Consider the following 17,256-nt stretch of genomic DNA (forward strand, 5'->3'; position numbering starts at 1 on the left):
ATGGTTTATATTGCCCCTTCCATTTTATCAGCAGATTTCGCCAATTTGGAGAAAGATATCCGTGATGTGGAACAAGGCGGAGCGGATTACATTCATATCGATGTGATGGACGGCCATTTTGTACCGAATATCACATTTGGGCCGAATGTTGTGGAAGCAATCAGACCGCATACAAAGCTGCCGCTCGATGTTCACTTAATGATTGAGCAGCCAGACCGGTATATCTCTGCATTCGCCAAAGCAGGTGCTGACATTATTTCTGTCCATGTAGAGGCTTGTCCACACTTGCACCGAACGATACAGCACATAAAAGAACAAGGTGTAAAAGCAGGTATCGTCTTAAACCCGCACACACCTGTTTCCCACATTGAGCATGTATTAGAGGATGTAGACCTTGTCTTATTCATGACGGTGAATCCTGGTTTTGGCGGACAGGCGTTTATTCCTTCTGTCCTCACGAAGGTAAAAGAAGTGAAGACCCTTAGCGAACAAAAGGGCTTATCAGACTTACTCATAGAAATAGACGGCGGTGTCAATGTAGAGACTGCAAAAAGCTGTAAAGAGGCGGGCGCTAATTTACTTGTGGCCGGCTCAGCGGTATACGGTAAAGACAACCGTGCAGCTGCTATTCAGGCTATTCGAGAAGCGTAAAAAAAGGAACCAAAGTCACTCTGATCTTTGGTTCTTTTTACATGGAGAGGAGCGTATATCATGCACATACATATCGTAGCCGGCGGTCCTTTTGAATACATTCCGCCCCTTGAACATGAAGCATCGCAGGATGATATTCTCTGGGTTGGTGTAGACCGGGGAACGCTTTTTTTACTAGAGCGCGGCATCATGCCTGCCAAGGCTTTTGGTGATTTTGACAGTGTGACAGAAGAAGAGCTTTGTGAGCTGAAAAAGAAATTGCCTGCCCTGAATGTATTTCAGGCTGAAAAGGATGAAACCGATTTAGAGCTTGCACTGAACTGGGCCATGTGCCAGCACCCAGCGCATATTTACATCTACGGCATTACAGGAGGAAGGGCTGATCATTTTCTAGGAAATATTCACCTTCTATATCAAGGCATTCAGCACAAGCAGAACATGACTCTTGTAGATAAACAAAATATCATTCAAATGTTTGAGCCTGGTACATACGAAATCAAAGAAGACCCGGATAAAAAATATGTGTCGTTTCTGCCCTTTGGTACATCGGTTGAAAAGCTGACATTAAAAGGTTTCAAATATCCTCTGAAAAATTGTCATATTGAGCCCGGTTCCACACTATGTATTAGTAACGAACTCATCCACTCAAATGGTACTTTTTCTTTTCATAAAGGCATATTAATAATGGTAAGAAGCAAAGATTGACCAACCTATCAATGTGGATGGCTGATTAAGCTCAATTGTGCTGCAAGCGGTACTTTTAGGAGGGGGACAAAATGAAATTTTATACAATCAAACTGCCTAGATTTCTTGGCGGCATTGTCCGTGCGATGCTTGGTTCATTTAAAAAAGATTAATGAGTAATCTCCTTTATTTCCACATAAAAACGCCTGCTACAGTTTATTGTAGCAGGCGTTTACTCTTGCTTATACACGCTCAACTTTACCAGATTTCAAAGCTCGAGCTGATACATATACTCTTTTAGGCTTACCGTCCACTAGAATACGAACTTTTTGAAGGTTCGCGCCCCATGTACGTTTTGTAGAGTTCATTGCGTGAGAACGGTTGTTCCCAGCTTTTGTTTTTCTGCCTGTAATAACGCATTTACGTGCCATTTGTTTCCCTCCTAACTGCGAAAACATCATCATATTCTTCATATACGTACTTAGAGATGCCTCAAGATACTTTAATAATTTACCACAGCTTCAAGGGGTTTGCAAGGATTGTTTACTCCTCTTTCAAGAAAAATACCTTGACATCTTGATAAAAAATCAAGGCTATAGTATAAGTAGGATTGGGTCGGATTGAATGATTTCTTTTAAAAAGAAGGGTCTTATAGTAAAATAGTGATAACTCAGGGCAATTTCTCAAAAAGGGGGAACCAATGTGTCCATTGAACTTAGAACGAAATACGGACAAATTGATATATCAAATGAAGTCATTGCAATGGTGGCAGGAGGCGCTGCGATCGATTGCTATGGTATTGTTGGCATGGCGTCCAAAAATCAAATCAAGGACGGTTTGACGGATATTCTCCGCAAAGAGAACTTCAGCCGGGGTGTTCTTGTGCGTCAAAAAGAAGACCGCATTCATATTGATATGTACATCATCGTCAGCTACGGTACAAAAATATCAGAAGTCGCACATAATGTTCAAACGAAAGTCAAATACACGATTCATCACACAATTGGACTTTCTGTTGACTCGGTCAACATTTATGTACAAGGAGTAAAAGTTACGAACCCGTAGTAAGGAGGAAATATATTGTCTATTAGAAATCTTGATGGCCGCTCATTTGCAAAAATGATTCTTGCAGGTGCTCACCATCTTTCTCAAAACGCACAAATTGTGGATGCGTTAAATGTTTTTCCAGTGCCAGACGGAGACACGGGGACAAATATGAATTTGTCGATGACTTCAGGGGCAAAAGCAGTTGAAGAAACAAATACCGATCATATTGGGAAGGTCGGCGTGGCTCTCTCGAAAGGGTTATTGATGGGCGCAAGAGGAAACTCAGGCGTGATCCTGTCACAGCTCTTTAGAGGTTTCAGTAAACATATTGAACAAAAAGAAACGATTGATGCAAAAGAATTTGCTCTTGCCTTACAGGCGGGTGTTGATACAGCATATAAAGCCGTGATGAAACCGATTGAAGGAACCATCTTAACGGTTGCAAAGGATGCAGCAAAGAAAGCGGTTGCTGTTTCAGCGGCAGAAGATCAAATTGACCGCGTTCTAGAGTTAACGATTGAGGAAGCAAGAGCATCACTTGATCGAACGCCAGATCTGCTTCCTGTCTTAAAAGAAGTGGGTGTTGTCGATAGTGGAGGTAAAGGACTTCTATGCGTATATGAAGGTTTCCTTGCTTCATTAAGAGGAGAAGAGCTTCCTCCTAAAGCTGCTTCTTTACCGACGCTAAAAGAACTTGTCAGTGCAGAGCATCATAAAAGTGCGCAAAGCCATATGAACACAGAAGATATCGAATTTGGCTATTGTACTGAATTTATGGTGAAATTTGAAGAAGACAAACAGTCCTTTGATGAGAATGCCTTCAGAGAAGACTTAAGTGAATTCGGAGATTCACTTCTTGTAGTGTCTGACGATACACTTGCGAAAGTTCATATTCATGCAGAGCAGCCGGGAGATGTTTTATCATATGCCCAGCGCTACGGCAGCTTGATTAATATGAAAATTGAGAACATGAGAGAGCAGCATAGCTCAATCGTAAACGAAGAAAGAGAACATGCACCTGCTGCACCAAAAGCACCTGCTGCTGAAAAACAGCGCTTTGGCGTCGTCAGTGTCGCAATGGGAGAAGGAATTGCTGACTTGTTCAAAAGCATCGGAGCTTCCGTCGTCATTGAAGGCGGGCAGACGATGAATCCGAGCACAGAAGACATTGTCACAGCAATAGAAAGCGTACATGCCGAAACCGTCTTTATCTTACCTAATAATTCTAATATTGTCATGGCAGCTAAACAGGCGGCAACTGTCTCAAACCGTGAGGTCGTTGTCATTCCGACGAAGACCGTTCCTCAAGGAATGTCGGCACTTCTTTCTCTCAATGAAGCAGCTTCAAATGAAGATAACGAAAGAGCGATGCTAGAAGCGATTGACCATGTGAAAAGCGGGCAAATTACCTTTGCAGTGAGAGATACCCAAATTGATGGAATCGACATTGCGAAAGGTGACTATATGGGTCTGTTCAACGGGAAAATCACCTTAACAGCGAAAAATCAATTAGATGCAGCAAAAGAACTTCTTGCCAAAATGGTGACAGAAGATGATGAGATTGTCACCATCATTAAAGGGGAAGATGCATCATCTGATGAAATGGATGCGTTACAAGCCTTTATTGAAGAAACATTTGAAGATGTAGAAGTTGAAGTCCACGATGGAAAACAGCCGCTTTATTCATATATTTTGGCGGTTGAATAACGAAAGAAGGGCAAATAAAGCCCTTCTTCTTCTTTTGCAATTTTTTACTAACCATTCCACGGTGAAATGAGTTGCGGGAAACGAATGAATCCATTAGTCTAAAGAAAGAACCAAACCATACGTGAGTGGTGATGAGAGGGGAAGACCTATGAAATTTAGAAGTGTGTTTGATATTATTGGACCTGTCATGATTGGGCCATCAAGTTCGCACACAGCGGGTGCGGCTCGTATCGGGAGAGTAGCTCGCAGCTTATTTGGAAGAGAGCCGAAACGAATTGTCGTTTCATTTTATGGTTCCTTTAAAGATACGTATAAAGGGCATGGTACAGATGTCGCCATTATCGGCGGTGTTCTTGACTTTGATACATTTGATGAACGAATCAAAACAGCGATCGATATTGCTAAAAGCAAAGAGATCGATATTGAATTTAAAGAAGAAGAGGCAGTGCCGGCGCATCCAAATACAGCAAAAGTAGAGATTTCAGATGCGAACGGAAGCCTTGAATTAATCGGCATTTCCATCGGCGGAGGTAAAATTGAAATCACAGAATTAAATGGCTTTGAGCTCAGGCTTTCAGGGAATCATCCTGCCATTCTTGTGGTTCATAACGATCGCTACGGGACGATTGCGGCAGTTGCCAATGTCTTAGCGAAATTCGCCATCAACATCGGTCATATGGAAGTGGCGCGTAAAGATGTCGGGCAAGAGGCGCTGATGACGATTGAAGTGGATCAAAATATTGACCCAGCTGTCCTATCAGAGCTTGAAACGCTGCCAAACATTATTCAAGTCACACAAATAGCAGAGTAACAACAAGGAGGTTATGAATGATGTTTAAAAACGTCAAAGAACTCGTGCAGCTAACAGAAGAACGGAATACCTCCATTTCAGAAATTATGATTGTGCAAGAAATGGAAGTGACAGGGAAGTCACGTGAAGAAATTTTCTCCCAGATGTACCGCAATCTAGAAGTGATGGAGCAGGCTGTGGAAAACGGGCTGAAGGGTGTGAAATCATTATCAGGGTTAACAGGCGGAGATGCAGTCAAACTTCAAGCCTATATCGCATCAGGCAAAACGCTGTCTGGTCATACAATATTAGATGCTGTTAGTAAGGCTGTTGCAACAAATGAAGTCAATGCTGCAATGGGAACCATTTGTGCAACGCCTACAGCAGGCTCAGCAGGTGTTGTACCAGGTACGTTATTTGCAGTAAAAGAAACATTAAAGCCAACAAAGGAACAAATGGTCAGATTCCTGTTTACTTCTGGTGCATTTGGTTTTGTTGTGGCGAATAACGCCAGCATTTCTGGTGCAGCAGGCGGCTGTCAGGCAGAGGTAGGTTCTGCATCAGGTATGGCAGCAGCAGCAATTGTCGAAATGGCAGGCGGTACACCGCAGCAATCTGCAGAAGCGATGGCGATTACACTCAAAAATATGCTTGGACTTGTTTGCGATCCAGTAGCAGGACTTGTCGAAGTGCCGTGCGTGAAACGAAATGCAATGGGTGCATCTAACGCTATGATCGCAGCAGACATGGCACTTGCCGGCATCACTAGCCGCATTCCTTGTGATGAAGTCATTGATGCGATGTACAAGATCGGTCAAACGATGCCAACAGCTCTTCGTGAAACAGCACAAGGCGGACTCGCTGCGACACCGACAGCAAGAGAGCTTGAAAAGAAGATTTTCGGAGGTGTGACCTCATCTCGTGATACAGAAACTGCAAGATAATGTCTCTGTCCTGAAGGGGATTGGAGAGGAAACCGAAAAAACACTCAATGAACTTGGAATCTACACAGTAGCCGATTTACTCGGCTACTTTCCTTATCGATATGACGACTATGAGCTTCGTAACTTAGAAGAAGTAAGGCATGACGAACGAGTCACAGTTGAAGGGAAAGTACATAGTGAGCCCGTTCTCACCTATTATGGAAAAAAACGAAGCAGGCTGACATTCAGGCTGCTTGTCGGGCGTTTTCTCATTACAGCGATTTGTTTCAATCGTCCATATTTAAAACGAAGCCTTGTGTTAGGTGATACAGTTTCCGTCACAGGCAAATGGGATAAAAACCGCCAATCTATCATGGTCCAGGAATTTAAAAAAGGAACGCACGAGCAAGATGGCAGTATAGAACCCGTTTATTCAGTAAAAGAAAATGTGACCGTGAAAATGATGAGACGCTTTGTGAAACAAGCTTTGTCACTTTATGTAGACAAAGCTGAAGATCCATTGCCAAAGAAGCTTGTTTCTGCCTATAAACTTATGTCCTATCAGGAAGCATTAAAAACCATTCATCTCCCAGAGACAAGAGACTCGCTCAAACAAGCAAGACGACGTTTTGTGTACGAAGAATTTCTCATCTTTCAGCTGAAGATGCAGGCGATTAGAAAGAAAGAACGAGAGAGAACATCAGGCATCCAGCATCCGTTTTCCAAAGAGGCTGTTTTTGAGTTTGTTCACAGCCTGCCATTTCCACTGACGAAGGCACAATCAAGAGTGCTTGATGAAATCATGTCAGACATGGCGTCTCCATATCGAATGAACCGTCTGCTTCAAGGAGATGTAGGTTCAGGGAAAACAGCTGTTGCAGCCATTGCGCTTTATGCCGCTCATTTATCAGGTTTTCAAGGTGCATTAATGGTCCCAACAGAAATTTTAGCAGAACAGCATGCGGATTCGCTTTACCAGCTGTTTGAAAAATGGGGACTGAATATCGCCCTTTTGACAAGCTCTGTGAAAGGAAAGCGCCGCAGAGAATTGCTTGAACGTCTAAAAGAAGGCGAGATTGACATTTTAGTCGGTACCCACGCACTCATCCAAGACGAAGTCGAATTTCAGCAGCTCGGTCTAGTCATCACAGATGAGCAGCACCGGTTTGGCGTAGAGCAGCGGAAAAAACTGCGAAGTAAAGGGCAGGATCCGGATGTCTTGTTTATGACTGCCACACCTATTCCGCGAACACTTGCGATCACTGTTTTTGGAGAAATGGACGTCTCCGTCATTGATGAATTGCCAGCTGGCAGAAAACAAATCGAAACGTATTGGGTGAAGCATGACATGCTTGAGAGAATTCTTGCTTTTGTGGATAAAGAGCTGAGAAAAGGCAGACAGGCATATATTATTTGTCCGCTCATTGAAGAATCAGACAAGCTGGATGTCCAAAATGCGCTTGATGTTCATAGCATGCTGACTGAAGCATACCGCGGAAAGTGGTCAATCGGCTTAATGCATGGGAAACTGGCAAGTGATGAAAAAGATCAGGTCATGAGAGCCTTTACCGCAAATGAAGTACAAATTCTCGTTTCAACCACAGTCGTTGAAGTCGGGGTCAACGTGCCGAATGCAACCATCATGGTTATTTATGATGCAGACCGCTTCGGGTTGTCTCAGCTTCATCAGCTAAGAGGCCGGGTCGGCCGAGGAGAGCATCAATCATTTTGTATTTTAATGGCTGATCCAAAGTCAGAAACGGGGAAAGAGCGGATGCGGATCATGTCCGAAACAACCGATGGCTTTGAGCTGTCTGAAAAGGACTTAGAACTAAGAGGACCCGGCGACTTCTTCGGTAAAAAACAAAGCGGGATGCCCGAATTTAAGGTAGCAGATATGGTTCACGACTATAGAGCACTGGAAACGGCTAGAAAAGATGCGGCCGACCTTGTCCAATCGGACGCCTTTTGGACTGATCCCGAATACAAAGAACTCCGGCAAACGCTGATAGATAGCGGTGTGCTGGGCGGAGATAAATTAAGCTGATCAAACGCTGGAGGAATTTTCTTGTCTTTTTGAAACAAGGATTGATTTATCATCTATGAGATTATATACTACTATTAGTACCTAGTCATAAATGTACGGATGGTGTCTGCATATGAAACTAAATAAAAAAGAACGTCAAAAGCTCCTCCAGCAAACGATCAGCTCGACTCCATTCATTACTGATGAAGAATTGGCAAGTAAATTCGGTGTCAGCATACAAACGGTTCGTCTTGATCGTTTAGAGCTGTCGATCCCTGAATTACGCGAAAGAATTAAGCATGTGGCCGAAAAGACATTAGAGGATGAAGTAAAATCACTTCCACTGGATGAAGTGATTGGAGAAATGATTGATGTAGAACTTGATGACCAAGCCATTTCCATTTTAGAAGTGAGAAAAGAGCATGTATTCAGCCGAAACCAAATTGCCAGGGGACATCATCTCTTCGCCCAGGCAAATTCGCTGGCAGTTGCCGTCATTGACGATGAATTGGCTTTGACAGCAAAAGCGAATATCAGGTTTACAAGGCAGGTGAAACAAGGCGAAAGAGTCGTCTCTAAAGCCAAAGTAGCCTCACATGATAAAGAAAAAGGAAGAACCGTAGTTGAAGTAAACAGCTATGTTGGTGAGGAAGTTGTCTTCTCAGGTGACTTCGTCATGTATCGCTCAAAACAAAAGTAAAAGGTGGCACGTAATATGAGAATTGCAGTCGATGCAATGGGGGGAGATCATGCCCCTAAAGCCATTATTGACGGTGTGCAAAAAAGCTTAACAGCATTTTCAGATATCGAGATTACACTTGTCGGCGATGAAAACAAAATCAAACCATACATAACAAACAACGATCGCATCACGATTTTAGATGCAAAAGAAGTCATTGAACCGACGGATGAACCAGTGCGTGCAGTCAGACGTAAAAAGGATTCATCTATGGTGAAAATGGCGCAGGAAGTTTCCGAGGGACGAGCAGATGCCTGCATCTCAGCAGGAAATACCGGCGCGCTCATGACAGCTGGGCTGTTTATCGTAGGCAGAATTGACGGTATTGACAGACCAGCCCTTGCCCCAACTTTGCCAACACTGGATGGCAGCGGCTTCTTATTACTAGATGTTGGTGCCAACGTTGATGCAAAACCAGAGCATCTCGTGCAATATGCCATGATGGGATCCATCTACGCAGAGCGTGTCTTCCCAAAGAGCAATCCGCGTGTTGGACTGTTAAATGTAGGAACAGAAGATAAAAAAGGCAACGATTTAACGAAAAAAACCTTTGAATTATTAAAAGCATCAGACTTGAATTTCGTAGGAAATGTAGAGTCCCGTGACTTATTAGAAGGTGTTGCTGACGTTGTTGTCACAGATGGTTTCACAGGAAATATTGCGCTTAAAACAATTGAAGGTACAGCCCTTTCTGTCTTTAAAATGCTGAAAGAAACATTAACATCCAGTTTCACAGCAAAAATAGCAGCAGGCATGATGAAGCCGAAATTGATGCAGATGAAATCTAAAATGGATTACTCTGAATATGGCGGTGCCGCTTTATTTGGTTTAAAGGCACCTGTTATTAAAGCGCACGGCTCCTCTGATGAAAATGCCATTTTCCATGCAATTCGTCAGGCACGTGATATCGTAGAAAAAGACGTTTCAGCTATCATTCATCAAGAAGTCCAAAAAGAAACGACGAAAGAGTCTTAATGGAGGTAAAGCAGCATGACTAAAATTGCATTTTTATTCCCTGGCCAAGGCTCTCAAAAAATTGGCATGGGAAAAGATTTATTTGATCAAGAAGCAGTATCTAAAGCTGTATTTGAAGAAGCAGACAATACCCTCGGGTTTGATTTATCTTCTATGATTTTTGAAGGGGATGCAGAAGAACTGACGCTCACTTATAACGCGCAGCCAGCTCTTTTAACGACAAGTATCGCCATCTTAAAGAAATTTGAAGAGAGCGGAATCAAAGCCGATTATGCAGCAGGACACAGTCTTGGCGAATACACTGCCCTCGTTGCAGCAGGCGCACTTTCGTTTAAAGATGCTGTTTATGCAGTCAGAAAGCGCGGAGAATTAATGAATGAAGCTGTTCCAGCAGGAGAAGGCGCCATGGCAGCGATTCTCGGCTTAGACAAAGCGGCACTTGTCGAAGTGACAAAAGAAGTGACAGAAAGCGGTCACCTTGTAGAGCTCGCTAACTTAAACTGTCCTGGTCAAATCGTCATCTCTGGTACAGCAAAAGGGGTAGAACTTGCTTCAGAGAGAGCGAAAGAAAAAGGCGCAAAACGTGCAATTGCTCTTGAAGTGAGCGGACCTTTCCATTCTGCATTAATGAAACCAGCTGCTGAAAAATTTACAGATGTTTTGTCAAAGCTGGATATTGCGGATGCCAAAACTCCGGTCATCTCAAATGTAACAGCAGACATCGTGACATCTCGTGATGACATTGAGACAAAGCTCATTGAACAACTGTATTCTCCAGTTCGTTTTGAAGAAAGTGTGGAACGCCTCATTGATCTAGGCGTCACAACATTTATTGAAATTGGTCCTGGCAAAGTGCTTTCAGGTCTTGTGAAAAAAGTGAATCGCCGCCTGACGACGATTTCCGTTTCAGATCAAGAAACAATTGAAGCAGCCATTCAAACACTCAAGGGGGATTCTTGATGCTTACAAATAAAACAGCCGTTGTAACAGGAGCATCACGCGGTATTGGCCGTTCCATCGCGATCGATCTAGCGAAAAGTGGTGCAAATGTTGTCGTGAACTATTCTGGAAACGAAGCAAAAGCAAATGAAGTCGTAGATGAAATCAAAGCACTCGGCCAGCAGGCATTTGCAGTTAAAGCTGATGTCTCAAATGCTGAAGAAGTACAAGCTATGATGAAACAAGCGATTGATACCTTTGGTTCAATTGACATTCTTGTGAATAATGCAGGCATCACAAAGGACAACCTGCTCATGAGAATGAAAGAGAATGAATGGGATGATGTTATTAACATAAACTTAAAAGGTGTCTTTAACTGTACAAAAGCCGTGACACGTCAAATGATGAAGCAAAGAAGCGGAAGAATCATCAATTTGGCTTCAGTCGTTGGTGTGTGTGGAAACCCTGGACAAGCAAACTATGTTGCAGCAAAAGCTGGCGTCATCGGATTAACGAAAACAACAGCAAAAGAGCTGGCAACCCGCCATATTACAGTGAATGCAGTAGCACCAGGCTTTATTTCAACAGATATGACAGACAAGCTTGATGACAATGTACAGACGGAAATGCTCAAACAAATCCCGCTCGCACGCTTTGGTGCACCTGAAGATATTAGCAATGTTGTTGTCTTTTTAGCTTCAGAAGGAGCAGGTTATATTACAGGCCAAACCATCCAAGTAGATGGCGGAATGGTCATGTCCTAAGAAATATCAAAATTTCATTAGGTTTTCTCTAGTTTTTTAAAAACGAATCAACTATAATACTTTGAGGGGAGGTGAAAGGCAATGGCAGACGTATTAGAGCGTGTATCAAAAATTATTGTAGACCGCCTTGGCGTTGATGAGGCTGACGTGAAAATGGAAGCTTCATTTAAAGAAGATTTAGGCGCTGATTCCCTTGATGTAGTTGAGCTAGTTATGGAACTTGAAGATGAGTTCGATATGGAAATTTCTGACGAAGATGCTGAAAAAATTGCAACAGTCGGTGACGCTGTGAACTACATAAATAACCAGCAATAAGCGTAACAAAGTCCCGTCTACTTTCGACGGGACTTTGAAAATTTATGTTAGTTTCAACACATTCAGCTGATCAATTGTCAGCCTTTTTCAGATGCTGGGAGCAATGTTTCCCTGCATGTAGAAAGAGAGACTCCATATAATCAGTATCCTTAAAGGCGATTACGCCTACCTGGAGGTTGCTATGCCAAAACAATATAAAGACAAACAGAAACAGAGCAAAAAACTAGAGCAATTTAGAGAATTCCAGCAGCGCATTTCTGTACACTTCAAAAATGAAAAGCTTCTATATCAAGCTTTTACCCATTCCTCTTATGTGAATGAACACCGGAAAAAGCCATACGAGGACAATGAAAGACTTGAATTTTTAGGAGATGCTGTTTTAGAATTGACCATCTCTCAATTCTTATTTGCAAAATATCCAGCGATGAGCGAGGGAGATTTAACGAAACTAAGAGCGGCGATCGTATGTGAACCGTCACTTGTATCACTAGCACATGAGCTGTCCTTCGGTGACCTTGTTCTCTTAGGAAAAGGCGAAGAAATGACAGGCGGCAGAAAACGCCCAGCCCTCTTAGCGGACGTATTCGAGGCGTTTATCGGCGCACTTTATTTAGATCAGGGACTGGAGCCAGTTGAACGGTTCTTAGAAGCGTACGTTTATCCGAAAATTAATGATGGAGCGTTCTCGCACGTCATGGACTTTAAAAGCCAGCTGCAAGAATTTGTGCAGCGCGATGGAAAAGGTGTACTTGAATACCGTATCCTGCATGAAAAAGGCCCTGCACATAACCGGGAATTTGAAGCAAATGTATCCCTTCGAGGTGAAGTGCTCGGAATCGGAAATGGACGCTCTAAAAAAGAAGCAGAACAGCACGCTGCACAGGAAGCACTTGCTAAATTGCAGAAACATCATATGAACCAATAAAATCCCCCTCGTTATTCAGGGGGATTTCACTCTGTTTTCCATCATCTTTTTTCACTTCATATGGTAAGATGATAGTACTTTAAATACATAAGGAGGATCACTCTCATGTTCCTCAAACGTTTAGACGTGATAGGATTCAAATCATTTGCACAGCGAGTGACCGTGGACTTTGTCAAAGGGGTCACAGCTGTTGTTGGACCAAACGGAAGCGGCAAAAGCAATATTACCGATGCCATCCGCTGGGTACTTGGAGAACAATCAGCGAAAAGCCTCCGCGGAGGAAAAATGGAAGACATCATTTTTGCAGGAAGTGACTCAAGGAAAAGAGTCAATCTAGCAGAAGTGACTTTAACATTAGATAATGAAGACCACTTTTTACCGATCGATTTTCACGAAGTCAGTGTGACAAGAAGGGTTTATCGGTCAGGCGAAAGTGAATTTCTCATCAACAATCAATCTGTCCGCTTAAAGGATATTATTGATCTTTTCATGGATTCAGGTCTTGGAAAGGAAGCTTTTTCAATCATCAGCCAAGGAAAGGTAGAAGAAATTCTATCAAGTAAGGCAGAAGAGAGAAGAAGCATCTTTGAAGAAGCGGCTGGTGTTTTGAAATATAAAACAAGAAAGAAAAAAGCCGAGAATAAACTGTTTGAAACGCAGGACAACTTAAACCGAGTAGAAGATATTCTGCATGAACTAGAAGATCAAGTAGAACCATTAAGAATGCAAGCCTCTATTGCAAAAGACTATTTGCAAAAAAAAGAAGAGCTTGAAAATGTCGAAATCGCCCTCACTGTCCATGACATCGAAGCACTTCATGAAAAATGGACAACACTTGGTGAAGCAGTCGAGCGCTTCAAACAAGATGAAATGAAGCAGTCTACAGATATCCAAGCAAAAGAAGCCAAAATTGAAGAGTCGAGAGACCGCATTCAAGCGCTTGACGAATCAATTAATGACCTGCAAGAAGTTCTTCTTTTCACAAGTGAAGAGTTAGAAAAACTTGAAGGAAAAAAAGAAGTGCTAAAAGAACGAAAAAAAAATGCTGCCGCAAACCAAGGCCAGCTTGAAGAAACGCTCGTTCGCTTAACTGAAAAGCAGGCGCTGCTAACCGAAAAGATTGAGCAGCAGAAAATCACGCGTGACAGCCTGCAAAAAGAAGTGCAGCAGCTAAAAGATGAAGTGAAAACAAAGCAGCATCAACTGTCGCTTCATAGCGAAGATGTGGAAGGTCAAATTGAACAGCTGAAAAGTGATTATTTTGATCTGCTCAATGAACAGGCTTCCATCCGAAATGAACGTAAATTATTAGAAGAACAGCAGCGACAAGCGGCGATGCAGCTAGAGCGGCTGACGCAAAATAACCAAAAACATATCGAAGAACGAGTGTCTGTTAAAGAAAAGAAAACAGAGGCTGAGCAGCAGCTTTCAGCACTGGAAGAAGACATTCTGGCACAAGTCAAACGTTTTAGAGAAGCAGAACAAAAGCTTGAGCAAATGAAACGTCAATACGAGAAAAAAGAAACGGCTCTTTACCAAGCCTATCAATACGTACAGCAGGCAAAATCCAAAAAAGAGATGCTTGAATCCATGCAGGAAGACTTCTCAGGCTTTTTCCAAGGAGTGAAAGAGGTCTTAAAGGCAAAAGAACGGTTAGGCGGTATTCACGGTGCTATTGCAGAGCTGATTCAAACGGATCAGCAGTATGAGACAGCGATTGAAATTGCGCTAGGTGCAGCCACGCAGCACGTCGTCACAGAAAATGAAGCTGCTGCGAGACAAGCGATTGGATACTTAAAGCAGCATTCCTTTGGACGTGCAACCTTCCTGCCAATGAACGTCATCAAAGAAAGAACCATTCAGCTCAGAGATGTCCAAACAGCAGAGCAGCACGCTGCATTTATCGGTGTAGCGAGTCACCTCGTTTCCTTTGACGAAAAGTATAAAAAGGTGATTCAGAATTTACTTGGAACTGTGCTGATCGTTAGAAACTTAAAAGGCGCCAATGAATTGGCAAAAATGCTTGGACATCGTTACCGTATCGTGACCCTTGATGGTGATGTCGTAAACCCCGGCGGTTCAATGACCGGTGGCGGCGTAAAGAAAAAGAACAACTCTCTTCTTTCAAGAAACCGGGAGATCGAAACGTTAACAAAGCAGCTCGTTGAAATGGAAGAGAAAACAACGATCCTTGAAAAAGAAACAAAAGAAACGAAACAATTGATCGGAGCAAACGAAAGCCAATTAAACGAACTGCGCCAGCGCGGCGAAACGCTTCGCGAAAAGCAGCAAGAACTCAAAGGAAAGCTATACGAACTGCAAGTTGCAGAAAAAAATATCAATGCTCATCTTGAACTCTATGATCAAGAAAAAGAAGAATTGCAGCAGCGTTCTACTGAACTTGCGGATAAGGACAAAAAGCAGGTTACTCTTGAAGCCTCTATAGGTGAAAAATTGACGGCTCTTGACCAAGAGATCAATACATTAACAAAGCGTAAGCAGACGCAAAGCTCAACGAAAGAAACCATTTCTGCCGAATTAACAGAGCTGAAAATCTCGCTTGCGAAAAAAGATCAGTCCTTAGCCAATGAACAAGAAAAGCTTTCGAGCTTAATGGCTGAATTAGAAGAGGCTGAACAGACGCTGATGGAAACAAAAGAAGATCTGTCACTCTTAACAAGTGAAATGTCATCTAGTTCAAGCGGAGCCGAACAACTGGAAGAAGCGGCGAAAGAGAAGCTGGAAAACAAAAACAAAACAACCGCACTCATTTCAGAGCGGCGTAAGCAGCGTCTTGCTCTTTCTGAAACATTAGAATTCGCTGAACGTGAACTTAAAGAACAAAAGCGTTTATACAAGCAGCTCACTACAAGCTTAAAAGATGAAGAGATTAAGCTAGGCCGTATGGAAGTCGAGCTCGATAACCTGATTGCTTATTTGAACGATGAATATGCTCTTTCGTTTGAAGGAGCAAAAGAGATGTATCAGTTGACGTTATCGCCAGATGAAGCGAGAAAACGAGTGAAGCTGATCAAACTAGCGATTGAAGAGCTTGGAACAGTAAACTTAGGCAGCATTGACGAGTATGAACGTGTCAATGAACGCTATCTCTTCTTAACAGAGCAGCGAAATGATCTGACAGAAGCGAAAAATACATTATTCCAAGTCATCGAAGAAATGGATCAAGAGATGACAAAGCGCTTCTCTGAGACATTCTCTCAAATTCGCGGGCACTTTGAATCTGTATTCCAAGCATTATTTGGCGGCGGAAGAGCTGATCTTAAGCTGACAGATCCAAATGATTTGCTCAACTCTGGCGTTGATATTGTCGCGCAGCCGCCAGGGAAAAAACTGCAAAACTTAAGCCTGCTTTCAGGCGGGGAGAGAGCCTTAACAGCGATCGCTTTACTATTCTCTATTTTAAAAGTGAGACCTGTTCCATTCTGCGTATTAGATGAGGTAGAAGCGGCGCTTGATGAAGCAAATGTTTTCCGTTTTGCGCAATATTTAAAGAAATACAGCGAGGAAACACAGTTCATTGTCATTACGCACCGCAAGGGAACAATGGAAGAAGCCGATGTGCTCTACGGTGTGACCATGCAGGAATCAGGTGTTTCTAAGCTTGTATCTGTCAAACTAGAAGAAACGAAAGAGCTTGTCCAGTAATTAAAGGAGGTTTTTGAACCAATGAGCTTTTTTAAGAAATTAAAAGAAAAATTTACGCAGCAAACCGATTCAGTATCAGAAAAGTTTAAAGATGGACTCGAAAAAACGAGAAACTCCTTCCAGGGAAAAGTAAATGAACTGATTTCTCGCTACCGCAAAGTCGATGAAGACTTTTTTGAAGAGCTCGAAGAGGTTCTGATCGGCGCTGATGTTGGTTTCACAACTGTGATGGAACTGATTGATGAGCTGAAAAAAGAAGTGAAATTAAGAAACATTCAAGACCCAAGTGAAGTACAAGCGGTGATTTCTGAAAAACTGGTTGACATCTACAATAGCGGAGAGGAACAAATTTCTGCGCTGAACATTGAAGACGGGCGTTTGAATATCATTTTGTTTGTAGGCGTCAACGGTGTTGGGAAAACAACGACTATCGGTAAGCTTGCAAACAAGCTGAAAAATGAAGGGAAATCCGTCATTTTAGCAGCAGGTGATACGTTCCGTGCCGGTGCGATCGAGCAGCTTGAAGTTTGGGGAGAGCGTTCAGGTGTTCCTGTCGTCAAACAAACAGCAGGCTCTGATCCAGCAGCGGTGATCTATGATGCCGTTCAATCAGCAAAAGCGAAAAATGCAGATGTCCTCATCTGCGATACAGCAGGAAGACTTCAAAACAAAGTCAACTTGATGAAAGAGCTGGAGAAAGTCAAGAGAGTTATTGAGCGCGAGGTTCCAGATGCACCTCATGAAGTATTGCTCGCTCTTGATGCGACAACAGGTCAAAATGCCATGGCACAAGCCAAGGAATTTTCTAAAGCGACAAATGTGACAGGGATTGCTTTAACAAAGCTTGACGGTACTGCAAAAGGCGGAATTGTTCTTGCGATTCGAAATGAGCTGAACATCCCAGTAAAGCTTGTCGGTTTAGGTGAAAAGGTGGACGATCTGCAAGAGTTTGATGCAGAATCGTATGTGTATGGATTATTCTCAGACGTAATTGATCAACAAGACTAACAAAAAAATGCCGGCAAAACTGCTGGCATTTTTATTTATACGTAGCTTCATGAAGTGACAAGATAAAAACTTGACACACAGCAGAGAACCGTGTAAA

At 42.7% G+C, this 17,256-nt stretch carries 17 protein-coding genes; 16 read left to right on the forward strand and 1 reads right to left on the reverse strand.

Annotation, left to right across the window (positions count from 1 at the left end; genetic code table 11):
* The 3 genes from rpe (at position 1) to spoVM (ending at position 1,508) form a co-directional block, all read left to right on the forward strand.
* The gene (gene rpe, locus NSQ72_RS07585) at positions 1–651 is read left to right on the forward strand and encodes a ribulose-phosphate 3-epimerase (RefSeq protein WP_341083720.1); all 651 of its coding nucleotides are present in this window, start codon (positions 1–3) and stop codon (positions 649–651) included.
* A gap of 60 nt (positions 652–711) precedes the next feature.
* On the forward strand, positions 712–1,356 hold the full coding sequence (locus NSQ72_RS07590; protein ID WP_144490560.1) for a thiamine diphosphokinase: 645 nt from the start codon (positions 712–714) through the stop codon (positions 1,354–1,356).
* Positions 1,357–1,427: 71 nt separating this feature from the next.
* The gene (gene spoVM / locus NSQ72_RS07595) at positions 1,428–1,508 is read left to right on the forward strand and encodes a stage V sporulation protein SpoVM (protein WP_008354550.1); all 81 of its coding nucleotides are present in this window, start codon (positions 1,428–1,430) and stop codon (positions 1,506–1,508) included.
* A gap of 69 nt (positions 1,509–1,577) precedes the next feature.
* Here the strand turns inward: spoVM and rpmB are convergent, their stop codons facing one another.
* A complete protein-coding gene (gene rpmB / locus NSQ72_RS07600; protein ID WP_003212514.1) occupies positions 1,578–1,766 on the reverse strand; it encodes a 50S ribosomal protein L28 in 189 nt (62 codons plus the stop codon).
* Between the two features lie 271 nt (positions 1,767–2,037).
* Here rpmB and NSQ72_RS07605 point away from each other — a divergent pair, with 271 nt between their 5' ends.
* The 13 genes from NSQ72_RS07605 (at position 2,038) to ftsY (ending at position 17,159) form a co-directional block, all read left to right on the forward strand.
* On the forward strand, positions 2,038–2,400 hold the full coding sequence (locus tag NSQ72_RS07605; RefSeq protein ID WP_008344871.1) for an Asp23/Gls24 family envelope stress response protein: 363 nt from the start codon (positions 2,038–2,040) through the stop codon (positions 2,398–2,400).
* A gap of 15 nt (positions 2,401–2,415) precedes the next feature.
* The gene (locus tag NSQ72_RS07610; protein ID WP_039178471.1) at positions 2,416–4,089 is read left to right on the forward strand and encodes a DAK2 domain-containing protein; all 1,674 of its coding nucleotides are present in this window, start codon (positions 2,416–2,418) and stop codon (positions 4,087–4,089) included.
* A 148-nt stretch (positions 4,090–4,237) separates the two neighbouring features.
* Positions 4,238–4,900 carry an L-serine ammonia-lyase, iron-sulfur-dependent subunit beta gene (gene sdaAB, locus NSQ72_RS07615; RefSeq protein ID WP_024424201.1) on the forward strand — a complete coding sequence of 221 codons (663 nt, stop codon included), beginning with the start codon at positions 4,238–4,240 and terminating at the stop codon, positions 4,898–4,900.
* 20 nt (positions 4,901–4,920) lie between these two features.
* Positions 4,921–5,823 (forward strand): L-serine ammonia-lyase, iron-sulfur-dependent, subunit alpha, encoded by a 903-nt coding sequence (gene sdaAA / locus NSQ72_RS07620; RefSeq protein ID WP_024424200.1) that lies wholly within the window; start codon positions 4,921–4,923, stop codon positions 5,821–5,823.
* Positions 5,801–7,849, forward strand: a complete 2,049-nt coding sequence (gene recG, locus NSQ72_RS07625; protein ID WP_247544208.1) for an ATP-dependent DNA helicase RecG — start codon at positions 5,801–5,803, stop codon at positions 7,847–7,849. The genes sdaAA and recG overlap by 23 nt, the downstream gene beginning before the upstream one ends.
* 112 nt (positions 7,850–7,961) lie before the next feature.
* On the forward strand, positions 7,962–8,528 hold the full coding sequence (gene fapR / locus NSQ72_RS07630; RefSeq protein WP_024424199.1) for a transcription factor FapR: 567 nt from the start codon (positions 7,962–7,964) through the stop codon (positions 8,526–8,528).
* A gap of 15 nt (positions 8,529–8,543) precedes the next feature.
* The gene (gene plsX, locus NSQ72_RS07635) at positions 8,544–9,542 is read left to right on the forward strand and encodes a phosphate acyltransferase PlsX (RefSeq protein ID WP_024426965.1); all 999 of its coding nucleotides are present in this window, start codon (positions 8,544–8,546) and stop codon (positions 9,540–9,542) included.
* Between the two features lie 15 nt (positions 9,543–9,557).
* A complete protein-coding gene (gene fabD / locus NSQ72_RS07640; protein ID WP_039178483.1) occupies positions 9,558–10,502 on the forward strand; it encodes an ACP S-malonyltransferase in 945 nt (314 codons plus the stop codon).
* Positions 10,502–11,245 carry a 3-oxoacyl-[acyl-carrier-protein] reductase gene (gene fabG, locus NSQ72_RS07645; RefSeq protein ID WP_039178486.1) on the forward strand — a complete coding sequence of 248 codons (744 nt, stop codon included), beginning with the start codon at positions 10,502–10,504 and terminating at the stop codon, positions 11,243–11,245. Before fabD ends, fabG begins: the two co-directional genes overlap by 1 nt.
* Positions 11,246–11,326: 81 nt before the next feature.
* Entirely contained in the window at positions 11,327–11,560 is a 234-nt protein-coding gene (gene acpP / locus NSQ72_RS07650; protein ID WP_008344853.1) for an acyl carrier protein, read from the forward strand.
* Between the two features lie 181 nt (positions 11,561–11,741).
* Positions 11,742–12,485 carry a ribonuclease III gene (rnc, locus tag NSQ72_RS07655; RefSeq protein WP_008344850.1) on the forward strand — a complete coding sequence of 248 codons (744 nt, stop codon included), beginning with the start codon at positions 11,742–11,744 and terminating at the stop codon, positions 12,483–12,485.
* 105 nt (positions 12,486–12,590) lie between these two features.
* Positions 12,591–16,151, forward strand: coding sequence for a chromosome segregation protein SMC (gene smc, locus NSQ72_RS07660; protein ID WP_341083724.1), 3,561 nt, complete (start codon positions 12,591–12,593; stop codon positions 16,149–16,151).
* A gap of 21 nt (positions 16,152–16,172) precedes the next feature.
* The gene (gene ftsY, locus NSQ72_RS07665) at positions 16,173–17,159 is read left to right on the forward strand and encodes a signal recognition particle-docking protein FtsY (protein ID WP_024424194.1); all 987 of its coding nucleotides are present in this window, start codon (positions 16,173–16,175) and stop codon (positions 17,157–17,159) included.
* Positions 17,160–17,256: the final 97 nt, after the last annotated feature.

The organism is Bacillus sp. FSL R5-0659, assembly GCF_038008785.1.
In the GTDB taxonomy this organism is placed as follows: Bacteria; Bacillota; Bacilli; order Bacillales; family Bacillaceae; genus Bacillus; species Bacillus safensis.